The following is an 18672-nucleotide window of genomic DNA, read 5'->3' on the forward strand; positions in this document are numbered from 1 at the left end:
CGGGCATGACGCAGGATTTCGACCTTGACCGCTCACAACGATCCGGCGTGATCAATGGCCTGGCCGGGCGTACCGTCCTGCTCACAGGCGTCACGGGGTTCATCGGGCAGGCCCTCCTGGAGCGCCTGCTGTCCGGATATCCCGCGACCCGGATCGTCGCGCTGCTGCGGGAGCGGCCCGGCGTCACCGCGGACCAGCGGCTCGACGAAGTGATCGCCAAGCCGGTGTTCGCGCCGTGGCGGGAGCGGACCGGCGAGGACGCGGCCCGCGAGATCGTGCGGGAACGGGTCCGGGTCGTCGCGGCCGACATCACCGAGTCCGTGCCGGAACTGCCCGACGACGTGGACGTGGTCATCCACGGCGCGTCCATCGTGTCGTTCGACCCGCCGATCGACGAGGCGTTCGCGACCAACGTCGTCGGCACGATCAACCTGTACGAGTCGGCGAAGCGCGCCGGGGAGCGGTCCGGGAGAACCCCGCACATCGTGCACGTCTCCACCGCCTACGTCGCGGGTTCCCGCAAGGGCGTCGTCCCGGAGACCAGCCTGGACCACACCGTTGACTGGGCCACCGAACTGGAGTACGCGGTCGACGCGCGCCGGTCCGTCGAACGCCACTCCCGGCGGCCCGAGGTCCTCGGGCGGCTGCGCGCCGCCGCGCTCGGCGAGCAGGGCAAGGCGGGCCCGACCGCCGTCGCCGCCGACACCGAGCGCCGCCGCCGCGAGGAGGTCGACAGCCGCCTGACCGACTACGGGCGGGAACGGGCCCGCAGCCTCGGCTGGCCGGACGTGTACACCTTCACCAAGGCCCTCGGGGAACGCACCGCCGAGGACACGGCCCGCGACCTGCCGCTGTCGATCGTCCGGCCCGCGATCGTGGAGAGCGCGCTGCGGCACCCCTACCCCGGCTGGATCGACGGGTTCAAGATGGCCGACCCGCTGATCCTCGCCTACGGGCAGGGGATGCTGCGGGCGCTCGCCGGCATCCCGGACGGGATCGTCGACATCATCCCCGTCGACCTGGTCGTGAACGCGCTGCTCGGCGCCGCCGCGGCCGTCCCGGAGCCGGGCGCCCCCGCCTACTACCACGTCGGGTCCGGCGCCCGTAACCCGCTGACGCTGCAGCGGCTGGTCGAGCTCGTCCAGGGCTACTTCACCGAGTATCCGCTGCCCGGCGGCGACGGGCGCGGCGCGATCCGCCCCCGCGAGGTGGCGCTGCTCAGCGACGGCCGCGCCGAGAAGATGCTGGGCACGGCGGAACGCGCGATGGACATCGCCGAACGCGCCCTGATGATGCTCCCCAGCGGGGACCGCACCCGCGGCTGGCAGCGCACCCTGTACAAGCAGGGACGCGAGGTGAAGATGCTGCGCCGCTACCGCGACCTGTACGGGGCCTACGGCGCCGCCGAGGTCGTGTACGCCGACTCCGGCACCGTCGCGCTCGACCGTTCGCTGCCGGACGGCGCGGGCTGCGACTCGGCGGTCATCGACTGGGCGCACTACCTCGGCGAGGTGCACTGCCCCGCCGTGACGGCGGCGTTCCGGCTCGCGCCGGCGCACCATCCGGAGCCGCGTCCGGCGCTGACGTCGGGACGCCCCGCCCCGCCCGCGGTCCGGTTCGAGGAGCGGCGCGACGTCGCGGCCGTGTTCGACCTCGACGGCACGATCGTCGCGTCCGACGTGGTGGAGGCGCACCTGTGGGCGCGGCTGCTGGACGTGCCCGTCCGGTCGTGGGCGGGGACGCTGGTGCCGGTCCTGCGGGCCGCGCCCCGCTACCTGCGCACCGAGCACCGCGACCGCGGCGAGTTCCTGCGCGAGTTCGTCCGCCGCTACGAGGGCGCGAACGAGGCGCAGCTGCGCGCGCTGGCGCGGCAGCGGCTCGGGGACGTGCTGCTGCGGCGGGCCTGGCCGCAGGCGATCCGCCGGATCCGCGGGCATCGCGCCGCCGGGCACCGCACGGTGCTGCTCACCGGGACCGTGGACGTCTTCGTCGAGCCGCTCCGCACCCTGTTCGACGACGTGCTCGCCGCCGAACTCCGCGTCGTCGACGGGCACTACACGGGGCATTTCGAACGTCCACCGCTCATCGGGGAGGCGCGCGCCGCGTGGCTGCGCGCCTGGGCCCGCGACGAGGGCGTCGACCTGGCGGGGAGTTGGGCGTACGGCGACCACTATTCCGACCGGCCCGTCCTGGAGCAGGTCGGCAACCCGGTCGCCGTCAACCCCGACCCCCGCCTGTACCGGCACGCCAAACGGCAGCGCTGGTCGATCGCGGACTGGGACGGCGACTCGGGAGCAGTCTCCACCCTCCTCGACGCCGCATTGGAGGACGCCCGATGATTTTGGCGTTGGAGTATCACCGTTCGCCCGCGCGCTATCTCGCCGCGGCGCGGCTGCCCGGGCGGCTCCGCCCGGCGGCCGTCCCCTCGCTGGCGCCGCTGCGGCTGTCGCACCGGCAGCCGCCCGGCAAACCCGGACCCGGCTGGGTGCGGCTGCGGACCGTCCTGTCGGGGATCTGCGGGTCGGACCTGGCGATGGCGGCGGGGAAGGTGTCCCCGTACCTGGGGCCGCTGACGTCGATGCCGTTCGTCCCGGGCCACGAGGTCGTCGCCGAACTCCTCGACGACGCCGGCGACATGCCCGCCGGGACGCGCGTGGTCATCGACCCGGTGCTGCCGTGCCGGGCGCGCGGGACGGGCCCGTGCGAACCGTGCGCGAGCGGCCACGCGAACAGATGCGACCACGTCAACGCCGGGCGGATCTCGTCGGGGCTGCAGACCGGGTTCTGCGCCGACACGGGCGGCGGCTGGTCGGAACGCCTCGTCGCGCACCACAGCCAGCTGCACCGGGTGCCGGAGTCGCTGCCGTCCGAACGGGCCGTGCTGTCGGAACCGCTCGCGTGCGCGGTGCGGTCCGTGCGCCGCATCGACGTCCCGCGCGGCACGTCGATCGTCGTGGTCGGCGCCGGGACGGTCGGGCTGCTGACCGTCCTCGCGCTCCGCGAGCTGACCGCCGCCGGGCCGATCACCGTCATCGCCCGGCACGCGGGGCAGCGGCGGCGGGCACGGGCGCTCGGCGCGACGGAGACGATCGACCCGTCGGCGGCGCTGCGCGGGCTGCGGCGCATCACCGGCGGCTCGCTCGTCCGTCCCGAACTCGGCCCCGGGTACCTGCTCGGCGGCGCCGACATCGTCGTCGAATGCACCGGCGGCGAGGGCCTCGACACCGCGCTGCGCCTCGTCCGGGCGGGCGGGACGGTGCTGCTGTCCGGCATGCCGTCCAAGCCGGCCGACCTGACGCCGGCCTGGTTCCGGGAGCTGAACATCGTCGGCTCCTACGCCAGCCGCGGCGCGGACGACTTCCAGGCCGCGATCGACCTGGCCTCCCACGACGCCCTCGACGGCTTCGTCGACAGCGTCTACCCCCTCACCCGCTGGCGGGACGCGCTGTCGCACGCGCTGTCCGCCGGCCGCTCGGGCAGCGTCAAGATCGCGTTCGCCCCGCAGAACGGCACGGGACCGCGGAACGGCGCCGCGGCCGCCGCGCTGAACGGCGACAGCACCGACCACCTCGATCGCGAAGGAGCCGTTTGATGAGCAGACCGGGACTCGTGCTGGAGGTGGACGAGCGGACGCCCCCGATCCTGGTGCACGAGGGAGAGGGGTTCCGGCTGGAGCGGTTCCCGCTCGGCACCCGCGTGATCTACCCGCCGGACTCCCTGCCCGGCCTCCGCGACGTGAACGGCCGGATCCGCGACGCGCTGCTGCATCCGCTCGGCAGTGAGCCGCTGCCCGAGCTGCTGCATTCGGGCATGCGGCTGACGATCGTGTTCGACGACCTGTCGCTGCCGCTGCCGCCGATGCGGGCGCCCGACGTCCGGCAGCGGGTGATCGAGCAGGTGCTGGAGATGGCCGCGTCCGCCGGTGTGGACGACGTCGAGCTGATCGCCGGGAACGCCCTGCACCGCCGGATGACCCCGGCGGAGATCAAGCACATCGTCGGGGAGCGCGTGTTCGACTCGTTCTGGCCGGACAAGCTCCGCAACCACGACGCCGAGGACCCCGACGACCTCAAGGCGCTCGGGCAGACCCGGCACGGCGAGGACGTCGAGATCAACAAGCGGGCCGCCGAGAGCGACCTGCTCGTGTACGTGAACATCAACCTGGTGGCGATGAACGGCGGCGCGAAGTCCGTCGCGGTCGGGCTCGCGTCGTACAAGAGCCTGCGCCACCACCACAACGTCCACACGCTGCGCGAGTCCCGCTCGTTCAACGACCCGCCGAACTCGGCGATGCACCACTCCTATGACCGGATGCACAAGCTGCTGTCGGAGTCGGTGCGGGTCTTCCACATCGAGTGCACCCTCAACAACGACCAGTTCCCCTCGCCGTTCGAGTTCCTCAACAAGCGCGAGTGGGAGTGGACGCTGAAGGACCAGGCGAAATTCCTCGCCGCCAAACGCGCCAACGACCTGGCCCCCGCCGGGGCGCGGCACCGCGTGTGGCAGGGGATGCGGGCGCCGTACGGGGTCACCGGCGTGAACGCCGGCGCCACCGACGCCGTCCACGAGCGGACCCTCGCGGCGGTGCACCGCCAGCAGCTCACCGAGGTGCACGGCCAGTCGGACGTGCTGATGCTGGGCCTGCCGTACCTGTGCCCCTACAACGTCAACTCGGTGATGAACCCGATCCTCGTGTACAGCCTGGGGCTCGGCTACTACTTCAACATGTACCGGAACAAGCCGCTGGTGCGCGAGGGCGGCGCCCTCATCATGTACCACCCGATGAAGTCGGAGTTCCATCCGCTGCACCACCCCTCCTACATCGACTTCTACGAGGAGGTGCTGACGCAGACGACGGACCCGGCGACGATCGAGACGAAGTACGAGGAGCAGTACGCCACCGACCCCTGGTACGTCCACCTGTACCGGAACTCGTACGCCTACCACGGCGTCCACCCGTTCTACATGTGGTACTGGGGTGCGCATGCCCGCGCCCACCTGGGCGACGTCATCTGCGTGGGCGCCGACCGGCGGGTCGCGGCCCGGCTCGGGTTCCGCGCGGCCAGCACCCTCGCCGACGCCCTGGAGATGGCGGGCGAGACGGTCGGCCGCAGCCCCAGCCTCACCTACCTGCACACGCCGCCGATGACGTTGGCGGACGTCCGATGAGCGGGGGCCGGATGAAACTGGTGGAGGAGATCCGGCTGCTGCGCCGCGGACGCGACTGGCGCGGCCGCGCCCCCGCACCGCGGTCCGCGCAGCCGTGGTCGGAGGGGCCGCGCACGCGGCCGTTCCCCACCGAGTGGGCACGCACGCCCCTCGCCGCCGCGGCCCGGACGGTCGCGTTCGACGGCGTGCTCCGAACCGTCACCTGGAGCCAGACCCGGCCCGAGATCCACGGCCTGGACCTCCTCGAAGGGCTGAAGGGCCCGGCCGTGTTCGTCGCCAACCACGCCAGCCACCTCGACACACCGCTCATCCTCGGGTCGCTGCCCGTCGAGGTGCGCCGCCGGGTCGCGGTCGCGGCGGCGGCCGACTACTTCTTCGACGCCCGCTGGCGCGCCGTCGCCACCGCGCTCACCTTCAACGCGTTCCCGATCGAGCGGCGCGGCGTCGAACGGTCCCTCGACCTCGCGTCCGAACTCGTCCAGGACGGGTGGAGCCTGCTCATCTACCCGGAGGGGACCCGGTCGCCGGACGGCTGGGCCCGCCGGTTCCGGATGGGCGCCGCGCTGATGTGCCGCGAGCACGGCATACCGGCCGTGCCGCTGGTGCTGCGCGGCACGTACCAGGCGATGCCGCGCGGAGGGTTCTGGCCGAAGCGCGGCCGCCCGGTCGTGTCCGTGCGGTACGGCCGGCCGCTCACCCCCGAGCCGGACGAGTCGACCGGCACGTTCAACGGCCGCCTTGAGGACGAGGTCGGCCGCCTGTGGGTCGAGCACGACGAGGGCTGGTGGGCGTCGATGCACTCCCCCGGCCGCCGCCGCGCCCCGCGCGGCCCGGACGCCTCTGAATGGCGCCGCAAATGGGAGTCCACGCGTCCGACGCCACCGTCCTCACGCCACCACCGCATCTGGCGCCGCTGACCCGCGCCCCACCGAGCACGGGTACCGCCGGCCAACGACGTCCGGCGGTGCCCAAATCCCTTCCCACCGGCTTTACGGCGGAGCACACTCCGAAAGTTGGCATGCTGCTGTCACTGGTGCGAGGAGCGGCCGACGTCACGGTCTTTGATATGGAGGTCGGCGAGACGGGATGCGTTGACCATCTTGAACCACGGGCCAGGGCCGTGTTCCTTGAGTTCCCGTTCAATGTCGCTCCACCGATGAACCACGCGGACCAGAGTCTCCCAGTTGCTCAGGTTCTGCTTGCCGCCGATGGCGAAAACCCTCAACCCATAATCGCTGTACAGCAAGGTCTTCGCATGCTTGTTGCGGATCTTCTTGTCGCGGGTGATGACGGCCAAGCCGAACTCGGCGACGATCGGCATCCATTCATCGTCGAGCGCGCCGCAAGGAACCTCGGGGATCAGCCGATGTCCGGTGTGGATGACGTCCTGGCGGGCGATCGCCAGCACCTTGCCGAGTCCGAGGGACGTTTCATCGACGAAGAACCGTAGCCCGTCGGGGGCGGGGGCCATAGTGGGGGGCTTTCCTTCTCAGGCGGCGCGCCGACGCTGCTCGAAACGGATGGCGGCTTCGACTTGCGCCAATTCCAGGTCGTACATTTCCGCGATCCACTCGGGAGAGTCCCCGGCCTCGGTGAGATCGATGATGACCTCGGTAGGGACGGCTCTGACGACTGGATCGCCCGACGCCCTGAGCGGGTCGATGACCACCTGGGGGATGTCGGCCGCTGGATGCAGCATGGCGGCCCGCCCATCGTGGTACTTGACGGCGTCCATGAACTCCCGCACAGGCGCAGACAGCATGAGCTGCCCATTGCTGCCCAGACGCACCAACTGCAGATCTTCATCGAGGTCCACATCGGTCTGAATCCGAAGCACCACCTCCTGCCCTTCCGCCGAAATGAAAGGTGCCGACTTGGCCAAGGGGTAGTCCCCGAAGTGGTCGCGCAACTCGGCCACCACGGCACGCATCTTGTTGATGCGCACACCGGCGTCCCGATACTCCGATAGCAGCCGGGCTTCGACGAACTCTCCCCAGGTGACGAGGGCGCCGCCCGTAGGGCTCAGGCGCACGATCGGCTCGTAGAACTGGCTGTTGCGCCAGTAGCCGTCGATCCAGCGGCGCGCGGTGCCCGACTTGAGACGCAGCAGACGATCAACCTGCGCCATGCCGTAGACAGGGCGATCCAGTAGGTCAACCACGCTCATACCGACACCTCCCTTCCGCCCTTACCCGGCCCGACGGCCATCATCGCATCCTCGCACGTAGGTCCGGCTGGAGCTCAGCATCGCACGGCATCTGACCAGGTCTGACCTGAGCGGCTCCCCGAACGGACGGCGATTTCCGAACTTAATAGCGCCAAACCGACAGCGCGCCGGTTCATGCGTCCATTTCCGGCCATGGCTTGACGCCCAGAGACGCGGAGGAGCGAGAGTTGCGCGGTGCGGTGGTGCCCCTTGGCCCCGGTACGGGACTGGTTCTCGCGGGTCAGGGTGAGATGACTTCGCCGAGGACGGCCTGGGTGACGTTGGGGAAGCAGTTGAAATAGGCGACCGTCTTCACGTGAGCAATCTCCGGGCTAGCACTGCGGCCCCCAGGCCGTCGTCGATGCCGGTGACGGCCAGGCCCGGTGCGCCCGAGGTCAGCAGCGCCGCCAGGGCCGCGAGACCGCCTTCGGAACTGCCGTAGCGGACGCTGGTCGGCACCGCCACCACCGGACGGGACGACGGGCGCCGCGCTGATGTGCCGCGAGCACGGCGTACCGGCCGTCCCGCTGGTGCTGCGCGGCACGTACCAGGTGATGCCGCGCCGCGACACCCGCTGGGCCGCACGTACCGGGCGATGCCGCGCGGAGGGTTCTGGCCGAAGCGCGGCCGCCCGGTCGTGTCCGTGCGGTACGGTCGGCCGCTCACCCCCGAACCGGACGAGTCGACCGGCACGTTCAACGGCCGCCTTGAGGACGAGGTCGGCCGCCTGTGGGTCGAGCACGACGAGGGCTGGTGGGCGTCGATGCACTCCCCCGGCCGCCGCCGCGCCCCGCGCGGCCCGGACGCGTCGGAATGGCGCCGGAAGTGGGAGTCCACGAGTCCGACGCCGCCGTCCTCGCGCCACCACCGCATCTGGCGCCGCTGACCCGCGCCCCACCGAGCACGGGTACCGCCGGCCAACGACGTCCGGCGGTGCCCAAATCCCTTCCCACCGGCTTTACGGCGGAGCACACTCCGAAAGTTGGCATGCTGCTGTCACTGGTGCGAGGAGCGGCCGACTTCACGGTCTTGATATGGAGGTCGGCGAGACGGGACGCCCTGCCCCCCGTTCCCTAGCTCGTGCACAAGCGCCCCGGCGCCTTCCTCATGTGGCGCCCGGGGCGTGCCGCGTTCTGATCGGCAACTGAGGACCACGCCACAAGTCCGGCCGTGTTCATCAGGCCCTGTCGAACGCCCCTTCCTTGATCGCCTGCAACAGGCTCCCGAACTGGACCCGGTTCACGACAAGCCGCCCGCAGTCCGGACTCTTGGAGTCTCTGACTCCGACTCCCTCGGGCAACACAGCCACCTCGACACATGCCTCATCGGTCGCGCTTCCGCTGCGGGTGCTCTTGCGCCAGTGGATCGTCATGAGAAACCTTCCATGATCTCAACGACCAGGGCGCTGGAAGCGTCCTCGCTCAACGCCTTCGCCCCGATCATCTCGAAATCTACGGCGAGCTCCCGCACTTCAACAGGATCTTGGACCAATCGCCCACCATGGAACGCGCCGATGTAGGCGACGTCAGACTCGCGGCTCATGACCTGGAACGGCCCGTTGAGGCCGATATGCGCGCCAACCTCGCGGGGGACGATGCGGGTGATCACATCTGATCGCTCCCCCAGATCAAGAAGATGCTGGAGCTGCGCTTTCATCACATCGAAGCCACCCACTGGACGATCTATCGCGTCCTCATCCAGCAGGACAAGGAGGACGGGCGGCTTCGGGCGCTCGAAGATCGCGTCCTGCCGAGCGACGCGCGCCGCCAGCGCACGGTCGACGTCTTTGACGCCCGCCACGGTAAGGAACGCTCGGGCGTAGTCATCTGTCTGCAATGGGACGGGTATGACCTGCCCCTGGTAGATCCGGATGATTTCGGCCTTCGATTCGTACTCGGTGTACTGCCGGAACCAATCCGGATCATGGGATGTGTTCGCGAAGAAGATCAGCAACTCGAACATATGCGGGGTGTTGTACCGCGCATCGAGCTTCCTGGCCTGGTCATCGCCGAGCTTGAGCCTGCCCGCCTCGATGTTGGAAACAGTCGAACGAGCAGCGTTAATGATCTCGCCACACTGGGCCAGCGAGAGACCGTGTTTCTCGCGCTCAAAGCGCAGGGCATATGCCAGAAAGTGCCAGAGCGAGATCTTGGGGTCGAGGGGATCTCTGACGCGGGCCACGCAACCTCCCGTGTTTCCGGTTTTCGGAGATACACAAGAAGATAGCTCCAGTTGCCCAATCCTTGGAGGAGAAACAAGGAAACAGCACCCGAGAGGCTCGACCATGATCGCAACCCCCGACTGCCTGCTGATCCCCATGCTGGCGTCAAAGGCTGCCCCCGGCCTTGCTCGCACTCTGACGCGATCGCGACTTAATAAATGGGGTTATGTGCATATTTCGGACGATGCATTCCTGATCGCCTCGGAATTGATCACTAACGCCGTGGTGGCCACGCCCGGCAAGGAGATCCGCTACCAGTGCAGCCGAGACGAACACGGCGTCCTCATCGCCGTGTGGGACGGGAGCCCGACTCGCCCCCGAGTGCGCCCCCAGATCGACATGACGCTCAACACGCTCGATGTCTCCGAAGACCACTGGGACGACAACGGCGGCCGGGGCCTCCCGATCATCGCGGCCCTCGCCACCAAGTGCGGCCACACCCCCGACCCAACCGGCGGCAAGTGGGTCTGGGCCCGCCTCAAACCCTGATCTCACCGCACCGGCTCTCCGCGTTATGGTCCCGGGGGGACCTCGCCGAGGACGGCCTGGGTGACGTTGGGGAAGTCGCCGAAGATCTTCGTTCCGGCGCCGAAGCCGTTGGCGGTGACGGTCATCGCGGGCATCGGGCCGAACTCGGCCGCGAGGGTGACCAGGAGCGCCGTACCGGTCGGGGTGGCCATCTCGGCGTCGATGTCGTGCCCGTGGATGGGCGCGCGTGCGCGGGCCAGCAGTTCGACGACCGCGGGGCCCGGGTTGGGGATCAGGCCATGCCGGCACCGGATGAAGCCGCGTCCGACCGGGACCGGCGCGGCCCGAACCTCGTCCACGCCGAGGGTCTCCAGCGCGGCGCACGTCCCGACGATGTCGACGATCGCGTCGTGCCCGCCGACCTCGTGGAAATGCACGTCCTCCGGGGGGAGCCCGTGCACCCGTCCCTCCGCTTCGGCGAGTGTCCGGAACACCGCGAGCGCGCGGTCCCGCACGCGCCCCGGCAGGGGCGCGGACCCTACGAGGTCTTCGATGACGGCGTGCGTCCGGGACACGGCGTCGTCCTCGACGCCGACGATGGCGCGGGTGGCCGCGATGCCGCGCCGCGACACCTGCTCGGCGTCCAGGGACCAGCCGGGGACGTCCAGGCCCTTGAGCATGGCGCGCACCTCGTCCAGCTCGGCGCCCGCGTCGAGCAGCGAACCGAGGGCCATGTCGCCGGCGACCCCGGCGAAGCAGTTGAAGTAGGCGACCGTCTTCACGTCATCAACCTCCGCGCCAGCACTGCGGCCCCGAGGCCGTCGTCGATTCCGGTGACGGCCAGGCCCGGCGCCCCCGAGGTCAGCAGCGCCGCCAGGGCCGCGAGTCCGCCTTCGGAACTGCCGTAGCCGACGCTGGTCGGCACCGCCACCACCGGGCGGGACGACAACCGCGCCACGACCGACGGCAGCGCGCCGTCCATGCCCGCCACGACGATGAGGAGCCGCGCCAGGTCGAGTTCGTCCCGCACGGCGAGCAGGCGGTGCAGCCCCGCCACGCCGACGTCGGCCGTCAGCGTGGCGGGCAGGCCGAACGTGTGCGCCGCGACCATCGCCTCCTCCGCCACCGGCAGGTCGGCCGTCCCCGCCGAGACGACGGCGACCGGCAGCGGCACCCGGGAACAGGGGCGGGGCCGCGGACGGGTCAGCACCACGAGCCCGGACCGCGGATGGTGGACGGCGTCGGGCGCGGCCTCCCGCGCGGCCTCGTACTGGTCCCGCGACGCCCGCCGCAAGAAGGCGGCCTCGGCGTCGCGGGCGAGCAGTTCCTTGACTCGGTCGCGCACCTGGTCCGGGTCGAGGCCGCCGGCGTCGGCGGCGGCGACGATCGCGTGGCTCACACATCCTCCCGTGGTCCGCCGGGGCGCGTGTTGTGGAGGTGGGCGGCGTATCCGGCGCCGTACCCGTTGTCGATGTTGACCGCGACGACGCCCGGCGAACAGGCGTTCAGCGCCGACAGCAGCGCGGCCCGTCCCGGCAGGTCGCCGCTCGCCGACGTCGGAAGCGCGATGACCATGCGGTCCACCAGCCCGGACACGAGCGTCGGCAGGGCCCCGCCCGTCCCGTCGGCGACGATGAACACCTCGGGTCCGTCCTGCTCGTGAAGCCACCCCGGCAGGGCGGCGGGATCGTGCACGGGTGCGTCATAACGCCGCATCACCCGGCTCCCCATCGCCTCCGCGACCAGCGCCGCCTCCTCGGCGGCGGGCTCGTCCTCGGGCCGCCCGCACACGACCTCGACCCGTCCGGCACCACCCCGCGCGACCGGTGACAGAACGGCCAGCCGGGCACGCTCGTGGACCACCGTCCCGGGGAACGCCGTCCGCAGCGCCAGCAGGGTCCGAGCCGTCGCGCGGGTCGCGAGCACGTTCGTCGCGCCCGCACGGGTCAGGCTTTCGGCGATCGCGACGACCTCCGCCGTCGTCTTGCCCTCGCAGAAGACCGCCTCCGGGTGGCCGCGGCGCCGCCCCCGCCCGATGTCGACCCGGGCGAAGCCCAGCTCGTCGACCTCGGCGGTCATGTGGCGGCCGCCCGCACGCGGGGAAGGCCGAGCACGGCGTTGTGGCTGCCCTGCCGGTACGGTTCGAGATCCAGAGTCACGTACCGGAACCCGGCGTCCTTCAGCAGGGCGGCGATCTCGGACGCCCGCTCGGCGGCACGCGCGATATCGGCCGCCTCCACCTCGATCCGCGCCAGGTCGCCGCCCTGGTCGCGGACGCGGAACCTCCCGCCGAACCCGGCCCGCCGCAGCGCGTCCTCGGCGTCCTCGATCCGCCGCAGCGCCTCCCGCGTGACCGGCACGCCATAGGCGAGACGCGACGACAGGCACGCGGACGCCGGCTTGTCGGACGTGGGCAGCCCCAGCCCGCGGGCGGCGAGCCGCACGTCGGCCTTGCTGAGCCCCGCGTCCACCATGGGGAACCGCGCCCCCATCCGGCGGGCCGCGCTCTGACCGGGCCGGTGGTCGCCGAGGTCGTCGGTGTTCACGCCGAGCAGGACGGGCCAGTCCCCCGCCTCCGCCGCAACCGCGTTCAGCACCGAGACCAGGGCCTCCTTGCAGAACCGGCAGCGGTCGGCGCGGTTGGCCGCATACCGCTCGTCGTCCATCTCGTCGGTCGTCACCACCCGGTGCCGCATCCCGAGCCGCGCGGCCTGCGCACGCGCGTCCGCCAGCTCCGTCCGGGCCAGCGACGGCGAGTCGGCGGTCACCGCGACGGCCCGCTCTCCCAGCTCCCGATGCGCGAGGTAGGCCAGCAGTGAACTGTCCACACCGCCCGAGTAGGCGACCACGGCACCCGGCAGCGAAGCAAGCGCCCTGCGCAGGGCCGTGACCTTCGACGTGTCCGGGAGCCGCGAAACGGGCCTGTCGGCCATGGATTCTCCTTCGGCGTAGTCCTCCGCCTCGTGACGCTAGGCGCGAAGGAGCCGCCCCGAATCCGTCATCCGACGGGCGACCTCCCCCGGCTTCGGCACGCCGGCGGAACGAAGGGCCCGCTCCAGAGAGGAGCAGGCCCTTCGCGGACACTCGTTCAGTGGCGGCGGCCACCACGCAGCCGCGCCAGCAGGCTGCGCGCCTTCTCCTGATTACGCGGATCGTTCACGAACCGCTCCGCCCTCGCACGCGCCTTCTGCGCCTGGGGGCTCCGCGCGGCCTGCTCGGCCTTGGCACGCGCCTTATGCGCCTGGGGGCTCCGCGCGGCCTGCTCGGCCTTGGCCCGCGCCTTCTGCGCCTGCGGGCTCCGCGCCGCCTGCTCCGCCTTGGCACGTGCCCTCTGCACCTGAGGCCCCCGCGCGAACCGCATGATCCGATCTATCAACGCCATGGTGATCCTCCCTACCCCTCTACACCCCAACGACCACTCACCACCGAAAGTTCAGAGCAGGGGCACCCGGCCCAAGGCGGCGCGGCGGTCCGATCGCGTGGCGGACCCGGAGCGTTCGCGGCAAGATGGCGGGCATGTCGCTTCTGGCCCAGTTGATCCACCTGCTGCCCGGGGAGGATCCAGAAGAGGACCGGGATCTCGATGACGAGTTCGACAAGATCACCGAGTTGACCGGCATGCTGATCGACGGCGCCGATCTCACGCTGGTCCCCGAACTGGAGGGACACCTGGAGACCTTCCTGGAGCGGAAGGACTTCTACGGGCGCGACGTGATCGGGGAGGTTCTGGCGGGCATCGCCGGCGTGGACGCGCTCCCGGTCCTGCTGCGCGCCGCGGCCCGGGACCTGGGGGACGACCAGGACACCTTCCTGGCGATCATCTGCGACCTCCTCGAACAGGACCCCGCGCGGGCGCGTCCGGCGGTGCTCGACCTGGTCGACGCCGATGACGGCGAACTGCGCGCCACAGGCGTCTGGGCCCTGGACTTCATCGTCTCCGACGAGGACCTTCCCCGGGTGACGGCCGCGCTCAAGGATCCGCATTTCCGCGTGCGGTCCGCGGCGGCGGGTCCCGCCGGTATGCTCGCCCGGCGGCTCCCGGAGGCCATGGACGCGATGGCCGCCGCGCTGAAGGACCGCGACCCTCAGGTGCGGATATCGCTGCTCAGCGCTCTCGGCTACACCAGGTCCGCCGCCGCGGTCCCGCACGCCATACGGCTCCGCAACGACCCGGACCGCCGAGTGCGCGAATGGGCCGCCATCGCCTTGAACCAACTCCCCTGACAGCACGGATCGCGGTGATCCGTTCCGGCCGAGGTACTCATGCCGGGTGTCGGCCTTCGGCAGAGGTGAGGTCAGCCGAGGTGGCCGCCGTCGCCGGTGTCGATGTCCACACCTGCCGTGGTGAAGGTCTGGCGGACCGTTTCGACCATCTCGGCGGACATGTAGTGGCGGCGAAGGTCCAGGCGGGTGAGGCTCCGGAAGGCGTCGGCGGTCAGCAGCGTCCGCGCGCCCGCGTCGGTGACGGCGCTGCGGGACAGGTCGAGGGTGTGGAGCCGGGGCAGCAGAGGCGAGGCCGCCAGTTCTTCGACCATCTCGTCGGCGAACGTGAACTCGCGCAGGCCCAGATGGCGCAAGCGCGGCATCGTCTCGCTCCCGAACAGCAGGCCGAACGCCTCCCGCTCGCCCGGATCCGGTTCATCGGCCATCTGCTCCTGTGACCACACCTCCAGATGTTCGAGGGCGGGAAGCGCGCTGCCGGCGAGGCCGATGACTTCGTCGTCCATCAACGCGCCATGGAGCGCGAGGCGGCGCAGGCGGGCGTGATCGGCCACGCGGATTCGCAGCGAGAGGAAGGCGCACGCGGTGAGCTCTTCCAGCCGGGGGAAGGCCTCCAGCAGCGCCGCCACGTCGACGTCCTCGCAATGGTGCTGCTGGCCGGTGTCGATCTCCCCGACGTACAGAGCGCGCAGATTCGGAAGGTCCGCAGCACGCCGCGCCAGCGCCTGGACGGCGTCGGGCAGCGCCTCCTCGTTGCTGGACGGGTCCTTCGCGGGCGCGGAGAAGGTCCGCCCCCTGTTCGGGGCGACCGGCTCTTCTCCGTCGTCCTCGACCTGGAGGTGGTCGACGGTGCCGCCGATCACCAGCGTGGTGATCGCCTCGCCGGGCACTTGCCGTAGGAGCCATTCCAGGTGGTCATCGGCGTAGCGGTGACCGTCGTCCTCCCAGGACACCAGGGGCAGCCACCACGCGACCGAACCCGGGTCGCCGAGCGCCGCGGCCAGGCGCGTGGCGTCACGATCCTCATCGGGCTCAAGATGGGGCGGGACGGCCGCGCCAAGGCGGTCCAACGCCTTCGCCGCGTCCCGCCGCAGGTTCCAGCTGCTCTGCGTGGGCACCGCGTCCAGCACGGGCAGACCGCCGAACTCGACGATCTGGGTCAGCGGCAACGAAACAATGACGATCTCGGTGGTCATGAGGAGGTCTCCGGGGCTGCGCCGTCCGCGTCAATGGATCACGCTTAGGCGGGTATCGGCACTCCGCGGTTCCCGGGATCCGCGAGCATGACACGGGGCTTCGGCACGGCGAAGGCCCGCCCCGGGGTGGGGACGGGCCAGTTCGGCGATTGGTTGGGGGCCGAGGGTCAGTGGCGGGCGCCGCCGCCGCCGCGGAACTTGCCGAGCAGGCGGCGGGCCTTGGCCTGGGTACGCGGGTCACGGGCCATCCGCTGGGCCCTGGCCCGCGCCTTCTGGCCCTGCGGACTCCGGAGAAACCTCTTGATCCGGATGACGATGGAAGCCATCTTCTTCCTCCTCGGCCTAGCGGTACCCAGTTAACGCGTGCCCTATCCGGAAAGTTCGGCCCGCGCCGTCCGCAGGGTCACGTCCTCCGGGCGGAGCGGACGGCGAGGAAGGTCATGGCGGTGAGGAGCGCTCCGAACCACAAGACCGCGGTGGTGGACGCGCCGTCGACGACGAAGCCGCCGAACAGGGCGCCTACGGCGATGGCGAGGTTGAACATGACGGTGTTGAGGGCGGTGGCGGGTTCGGCGTGGTCGGGTGCGGCCTTGAAGATCCACATTTGGACGCCGACGGGGACGCCGCCGAAGGCCAGCCCCCACAGGATCAGGAAGGCGATGCCGGTCACGGGGGTCGCGCCGGCGAGGGGGAAGAGTGCCAGGACGGCGGTGAGCAGGACGCCGCCGGCGACGATGGTGGCGCGGACGTCGCGTCCGGCGGCGGCTCCGGCGACGAAGGTGCCCGCGACGCCGGCGACGCCGAACACGAGCAGCACCGGGCCGATGAGGCCCTCGTCGATGCCGGAGATCTCCTGGAGGATGGGGCTGATGAAGGTGTAGGCCGCCATGTGGCCGCTGACCAGCAGGAAGGTGGTCAGCGTGGCGGCGCGCACGATCGGGTCGCGCAGCAGCCCGAGCAGGGTGCCGAGCCGGATGGAGCCGGCGGCGGGGATGGCGGGCAGCAGCACGAACAGTGCCGCGAGGGCCAGGAGTCCGAGGCCGGCCAGGGTGAGGAACGCGATGCGCCAGTCGGTGAGGCCGCCGATCAGGGTGCCGGCCGGGACACCGAGAACGCTGGCGGCGGTGGCGCCGCCGAAGGCGATCGAGGTGGCGCGGGCGACCTGACCGTCCGGGACGAGCCGGACGGCGATGCCGGCGGCGATTGCCCAGAACCCGCCGATGCTGATCCCGACCAGGAAACGCGACGCCAGCAGGATCGGGAAGCCGGGGGCCAGGAACGACAGCACGTTGGCCACCACCATCAGGCTGATCAGGCCGAGGAGGACGACCCGGCGGTCGATGCGTCCGATCGCCACCGGGACCAGCAGTGCGCTCGCGGCGGCGACCAGGCCGGGCACGGTGACCATCAGGCCCGCGGTGCCCGTGGATATCCCGAGGTCGCCGCCGACGGAGGTGAGCAGGCCCACGGGCAGCTGTTCGGCCGTCACGACGAGGAACGTCCCGACCGCGACCGCCGCGACGGCCAGCCAGCGCTTGAGGGACACGTGTTCGGAGACGGGTTCGGTGGTGGCGGGTGCGTCGATGTGGTTCATGGTTCTCGGCTCCAGGTTCGGCGAGTCGGGTCTCAGGCGGCCAGCTCGGCCGTCGGCGTCCGGGCCGGTGGGGGCTGCACGGCCGGGGTGGGCGGGGTCTTCGCGGGGGTCTGGCCGAGCAGGGTGCCGCCGAAGGCGATGGCCATGCCCAGCAACTGGAGCGGGGTGAGGGCCTGGCCGAGGGCGACCCAGCCGATGACGGCCGCGGACAGCGGGCTCAGCAGGGTAAGGAACGCGACCGAGGTGGCGGGGAGGCGGGAGATGCCGCGGAACCAGATCCAGTACGCGAGGGCGGTGCCGACGACGCCGAGGTAGAGGTAGCCGGTGACGGCGCGGCCGTCGAGTGCGGGCGGGGCGCCCTCCACGAGCAGGGCCACCGGGGCGAGCAGCACGCCGCCGACCGTGAGCTGCCAGCCGGTGAAGGTCAGCAGGCTCACCCCGTCCGGCCGGCCCCAGCGTTTGGTGAGGACGGTCCCCGCGGCCATGGACGCGGCCCCGGCGAGCCCGGCGGCGATACCGATGGTGTCGAGGGTCACGTCGGAGCGCACGACCACCAGGCCGACCCCCAGCATCCCGGTGAACCCGGCGAGGATCTTCCGCCCGGTGGGACGTTCGGACAGCAGGGTGGCGGCGAAGGCGAGCACGAACAGCGGCCCGACCGCGCCGAGGACGGCGGCGACGCCGCCGGGAAGCCGGTAGGCGGCGAGGAAGAGCATCGGGAGGAACACGCCGATGTTCAGCGCACCGAGTATCGCGGACCGCCATATCCACACACCGCGGGGCAGGACCCGGGTGATGGCCAGCAGCGCCAGCCCGGCGGGCAGCGCCCGCAGCAGCGCGGTCAGCAGGGGACGGTCGGGCGGCAGCAGCTCGGTGGTGACGATGTAGGTCGATCCCCAGACGATGGGGGTGAGCGCGGTGAGCGCGACCGTCCCGGAGGCGCGCGATGAGGTACTGGACATCTCGTTGCCTTCCCGTCGATAATCTCAATGCTGAGATAATGCCCGAGATGAGATTCAACGTCAAGTAGATGAACGTTAAGATTTATCCGGAGGGAGAGGATCGGCGATGAGCGATGCGGTGGACCAGGTGCTGGAGCAGTGGAGGCGGGAGCGGCCCGACGTCCCCGTCTGGCCGATGGGGATCATCGGGCGGATCTCCCGGCTGTCGCTGCTGCTGGAGCGCGAGCTGAAGGAGTTCTTCGGTGCGCACGGGCTGGAACGGTGGGAGTTCGACGTGCTGGCCACGCTGCGCCGGTCCGGCCCGCCCTACGAGCTGACGGCCGGGGCCCTGAACAAGGCCGCCATGGTGACCTCCGGGGCGATCACCAACCGGATCGACCGGCTGGCGGCCAGGGGCCTCGTCGAACGGATCCGGGACGACGGCGACCGGCGGTCGGTGCGGGTCCGGCTGACCGAGCCGGGGTGGACCTTGATCGAGGAGATCCTCCTACTGCACGTGGCGAACGAGGAGCGCATTCTGGGAGCGCTCCGGACGGAGGAGCGGGATCACCTCGCGGGTGCGCTGCGCGAGCTACTGGAATCGCTCGGCGACACGTCCCTGATGTAGGACGTGCCGCCGGAGCGGTCAGCGGACG

22 protein-coding genes are annotated in these 18672 nt (G+C 71.1%); 8 read left to right on the plus strand and 14 right to left on the minus strand.

Features of this window, described 5'->3' with window-relative positions; all coding sequences use genetic code 11:
• Positions 1 to 5 precede the first annotated feature (5 nt).
• Genes ACGFIS_RS11965 through ACGFIS_RS11980 form a run of 4 tightly spaced genes read left to right on the plus strand, consistent with a single transcriptional unit; the run spans position 6 to position 6086 of the window.
• Positions 6 to 2339, plus strand: a complete 2334-nt coding sequence (locus ACGFIS_RS11965; protein WP_392970544.1) for an HAD-IB family hydrolase — start codon at positions 6 to 8, stop codon at positions 2337 to 2339.
• Positions 2336 to 3592, plus strand: a complete 1257-nt coding sequence (locus ACGFIS_RS11970) for a zinc-binding dehydrogenase (protein WP_392912887.1) — start codon at positions 2336 to 2338, stop codon at positions 3590 to 3592. The genes ACGFIS_RS11965 and ACGFIS_RS11970 overlap by 4 nt, the downstream gene beginning before the upstream one ends.
• On the plus strand, positions 3592 to 5169 hold the full coding sequence (locus tag ACGFIS_RS11975; protein WP_392912888.1) for a lactate racemase domain-containing protein: 1578 nt from the start codon (positions 3592 to 3594) through the stop codon (positions 5167 to 5169). Before ACGFIS_RS11970 ends, ACGFIS_RS11975 begins: the two co-directional genes overlap by 1 nt.
• A complete protein-coding gene (locus tag ACGFIS_RS11980; protein WP_392970547.1) occupies positions 5166 to 6086 on the plus strand; it encodes a lysophospholipid acyltransferase family protein in 921 nt (306 codons plus the stop codon). The genes ACGFIS_RS11975 and ACGFIS_RS11980 overlap by 4 nt, the downstream gene beginning before the upstream one ends.
• A 110-nt stretch (positions 6087 to 6196) precedes the next feature.
• Here ACGFIS_RS11980 and ACGFIS_RS11985 read toward each other — a convergent pair whose 3' ends face one another.
• The 3 genes from ACGFIS_RS11985 to ACGFIS_RS11995 form a co-directional block, all read right to left on the minus strand.
• A complete protein-coding gene (locus tag ACGFIS_RS11985; protein ID WP_392970550.1) occupies positions 6197 to 6640 on the minus strand; it encodes a hypothetical protein in 444 nt (147 codons plus the stop codon).
• A gap of 18 nt (positions 6641 to 6658) precedes the next feature.
• Positions 6659 to 7336 (minus strand): DUF433 domain-containing protein, encoded by a 678-nt coding sequence (locus ACGFIS_RS11990; RefSeq protein ID WP_392970553.1) that lies wholly within the window; start codon positions 7334 to 7336, stop codon positions 6659 to 6661.
• 351 nt (positions 7337 to 7687) lie between these two features.
• Positions 7688 to 7840 (minus strand): hypothetical protein, encoded by a 153-nt coding sequence (locus ACGFIS_RS11995; RefSeq protein ID WP_392970556.1) that lies wholly within the window; start codon positions 7838 to 7840, stop codon positions 7688 to 7690.
• 178 nt (positions 7841 to 8018) lie between these two features.
• Here ACGFIS_RS11995 and ACGFIS_RS12000 point away from each other — a divergent pair, with 178 nt between their 5' ends.
• Positions 8019 to 8261, plus strand: coding sequence for a hypothetical protein (locus ACGFIS_RS12000; protein WP_392970559.1), 243 nt, complete (start codon positions 8019 to 8021; stop codon positions 8259 to 8261).
• A gap of 291 nt (positions 8262 to 8552) precedes the next feature.
• On the opposite strand, the gene ACGFIS_RS12005 is transcribed toward ACGFIS_RS12000, so the two are convergent.
• Positions 8553 to 8747 carry a DUF397 domain-containing protein gene (locus ACGFIS_RS12005; RefSeq protein WP_358455957.1) on the minus strand — a complete coding sequence of 65 codons (195 nt, stop codon included), beginning with the start codon at positions 8745 to 8747 and terminating at the stop codon, positions 8553 to 8555.
• Entirely contained in the window at positions 8744 to 9556 is an 813-nt protein-coding gene (locus ACGFIS_RS12010) for a helix-turn-helix transcriptional regulator (RefSeq protein ID WP_392909287.1), read from the minus strand. Before ACGFIS_RS12010 ends, ACGFIS_RS12005 begins: the two co-directional genes overlap by 4 nt.
• Positions 9557 to 9659: 103 nt before the next feature.
• Here ACGFIS_RS12010 and ACGFIS_RS12015 point away from each other — a divergent pair, with 103 nt between their 5' ends.
• On the plus strand, positions 9660 to 10085 hold the full coding sequence (locus ACGFIS_RS12015) for an ATP-binding protein (RefSeq protein ID WP_392970562.1): 426 nt from the start codon (positions 9660 to 9662) through the stop codon (positions 10083 to 10085).
• Between the two features lie 23 nt (positions 10086 to 10108).
• On the opposite strand, the gene ACGFIS_RS12020 is transcribed toward ACGFIS_RS12015, so the two are convergent.
• From ACGFIS_RS12020 to ACGFIS_RS12040, 5 genes are all read right to left on the minus strand, one after another.
• Positions 10109 to 10846, minus strand: coding sequence for a LarC family nickel insertion protein (locus ACGFIS_RS12020; RefSeq protein WP_392909289.1), 738 nt, complete (start codon positions 10844 to 10846; stop codon positions 10109 to 10111).
• Positions 10843 to 11463, minus strand: coding sequence for a nickel pincer cofactor biosynthesis protein LarB (gene larB / locus ACGFIS_RS12025; protein WP_392970565.1), 621 nt, complete (start codon positions 11461 to 11463; stop codon positions 10843 to 10845). The genes ACGFIS_RS12020 and larB overlap by 4 nt, the downstream gene beginning before the upstream one ends.
• Entirely contained in the window at positions 11460 to 12143 is a 684-nt protein-coding gene (locus tag ACGFIS_RS12030) for an AIR carboxylase family protein (RefSeq protein WP_392970568.1), read from the minus strand. Before ACGFIS_RS12030 ends, larB begins: the two co-directional genes overlap by 4 nt.
• Complete coding sequence (gene larE / locus ACGFIS_RS12035) at positions 12140 to 12997, minus strand: ATP-dependent sacrificial sulfur transferase LarE (protein ID WP_392909295.1); 858 nt, start codon at positions 12995 to 12997, stop codon at positions 12140 to 12142. The genes ACGFIS_RS12030 and larE overlap by 4 nt, the downstream gene beginning before the upstream one ends.
• A gap of 155 nt (positions 12998 to 13152) precedes the next feature.
• The gene (locus ACGFIS_RS12040) at positions 13153 to 13446 is read right to left on the minus strand and encodes a hypothetical protein (RefSeq protein ID WP_392909297.1); all 294 of its coding nucleotides are present in this window, start codon (positions 13444 to 13446) and stop codon (positions 13153 to 13155) included.
• Positions 13447 to 13580: 134 nt separating this feature from the next.
• Here ACGFIS_RS12040 and ACGFIS_RS12045 point away from each other — a divergent pair, with 134 nt between their 5' ends.
• On the plus strand, positions 13581 to 14288 hold the full coding sequence (locus ACGFIS_RS12045; protein WP_392909299.1) for a HEAT repeat domain-containing protein: 708 nt from the start codon (positions 13581 to 13583) through the stop codon (positions 14286 to 14288).
• Between the two features lie 71 nt (positions 14289 to 14359).
• Here the strand turns inward: ACGFIS_RS12045 and ACGFIS_RS12050 are convergent, their stop codons facing one another.
• The 4 genes from ACGFIS_RS12050 to ACGFIS_RS12065 form a co-directional block, all read right to left on the minus strand.
• A complete protein-coding gene (locus tag ACGFIS_RS12050; protein ID WP_392909301.1) occupies positions 14360 to 15481 on the minus strand; it encodes a hypothetical protein in 1122 nt (373 codons plus the stop codon).
• A 167-nt stretch (positions 15482 to 15648) separates the two neighbouring features.
• Positions 15649 to 15807, minus strand: a complete 159-nt coding sequence (locus ACGFIS_RS12055; protein ID WP_392909303.1) for a hypothetical protein — start codon at positions 15805 to 15807, stop codon at positions 15649 to 15651.
• Positions 15808 to 15884: 77 nt separating this feature from the next.
• On the minus strand, positions 15885 to 17075 hold the full coding sequence (locus tag ACGFIS_RS12060) for an MFS transporter (protein WP_392909305.1): 1191 nt from the start codon (positions 17073 to 17075) through the stop codon (positions 15885 to 15887).
• Positions 17076 to 17107: 32 nt separating this feature from the next.
• The gene (locus tag ACGFIS_RS12065) at positions 17108 to 18037 is read right to left on the minus strand and encodes an EamA family transporter (protein WP_392909307.1); all 930 of its coding nucleotides are present in this window, start codon (positions 18035 to 18037) and stop codon (positions 17108 to 17110) included.
• 106 nt (positions 18038 to 18143) lie between these two features.
• On the opposite strand from ACGFIS_RS12065, the gene ACGFIS_RS12070 reads away from it, so the two are divergent.
• Complete coding sequence (locus ACGFIS_RS12070) at positions 18144 to 18644, plus strand: MarR family winged helix-turn-helix transcriptional regulator (RefSeq protein WP_392909309.1); 501 nt, start codon at positions 18144 to 18146, stop codon at positions 18642 to 18644.
• Positions 18645 to 18672 lie beyond the last annotated feature (28 nt).

Origin of the sequence: Spirillospora sp. NPDC048824 (assembly GCF_043198455.1) — a bacterium.
Classification (GTDB): domain Bacteria; phylum Actinomycetota; class Actinomycetes; order Streptosporangiales; family Streptosporangiaceae; genus Spirillospora.

Coding starts and splice junctions, on each gene's coding strand:
- ACGFIS_RS11965 (WP_392970544.1), top strand. CDS start 6: ATGACGCAGGATTTCGACCTTGACCGCTCACAACGATCCGGCGTGATC.
- ACGFIS_RS11970 (WP_392912887.1), top strand. CDS start 2,336: ATGATTTTGGCGTTGGAGTATCACCGTTCGCCCGCGCGCTATCTCGCC.
- ACGFIS_RS11975 (WP_392912888.1), top strand. CDS start 3,592: ATGAGCAGACCGGGACTCGTGCTGGAGGTGGACGAGCGGACGCCCCCG.
- ACGFIS_RS11980 (WP_392970547.1), top strand. CDS start 5,166: ATGAGCGGGGGCCGGATGAAACTGGTGGAGGAGATCCGGCTGCTGCGC.
- ACGFIS_RS11985 (WP_392970550.1), bottom strand. CDS start 6,640: ATGGCCCCCGCCCCCGACGGGCTACGGTTCTTCGTCGATGAAACGTCC.
- ACGFIS_RS11990 (WP_392970553.1), bottom strand. CDS start 7,336: ATGAGCGTGGTTGACCTACTGGATCGCCCTGTCTACGGCATGGCGCAG.
- ACGFIS_RS12005 (WP_358455957.1), bottom strand. CDS start 8,747: ATGACGATCCACTGGCGCAAGAGCACCCGCAGCGGAAGCGCGACCGAT.
- ACGFIS_RS12015 (WP_392970562.1), top strand. CDS start 9,660: ATGATCGCAACCCCCGACTGCCTGCTGATCCCCATGCTGGCGTCAAAG.
- ACGFIS_RS12030 (WP_392970568.1), bottom strand. CDS start 12,143: ATGACCGCCGAGGTCGACGAGCTGGGCTTCGCCCGGGTCGACATCGGG.
- larE (WP_392909295.1), bottom strand. CDS start 12,997: ATGGCCGACAGGCCCGTTTCGCGGCTCCCGGACACGTCGAAGGTCACG.
- ACGFIS_RS12040 (WP_392909297.1), bottom strand. CDS start 13,446: ATGGCGTTGATAGATCGGATCATGCGGTTCGCGCGGGGGCCTCAGGTG.
- ACGFIS_RS12045 (WP_392909299.1), top strand. CDS start 13,581: ATGTCGCTTCTGGCCCAGTTGATCCACCTGCTGCCCGGGGAGGATCCA.
- ACGFIS_RS12050 (WP_392909301.1), bottom strand. CDS start 15,481: ATGACCACCGAGATCGTCATTGTTTCGTTGCCGCTGACCCAGATCGTC.
- ACGFIS_RS12055 (WP_392909303.1), bottom strand. CDS start 15,807: ATGGCTTCCATCGTCATCCGGATCAAGAGGTTTCTCCGGAGTCCGCAG.
- ACGFIS_RS12060 (WP_392909305.1), bottom strand. CDS start 17,075: ATGAACCACATCGACGCACCCGCCACCACCGAACCCGTCTCCGAACAC.
- ACGFIS_RS12065 (WP_392909307.1), bottom strand. CDS start 18,037: ATGTCCAGTACCTCATCGCGCGCCTCCGGGACGGTCGCGCTCACCGCG.
- ACGFIS_RS12070 (WP_392909309.1), top strand. CDS start 18,144: ATGAGCGATGCGGTGGACCAGGTGCTGGAGCAGTGGAGGCGGGAGCGG.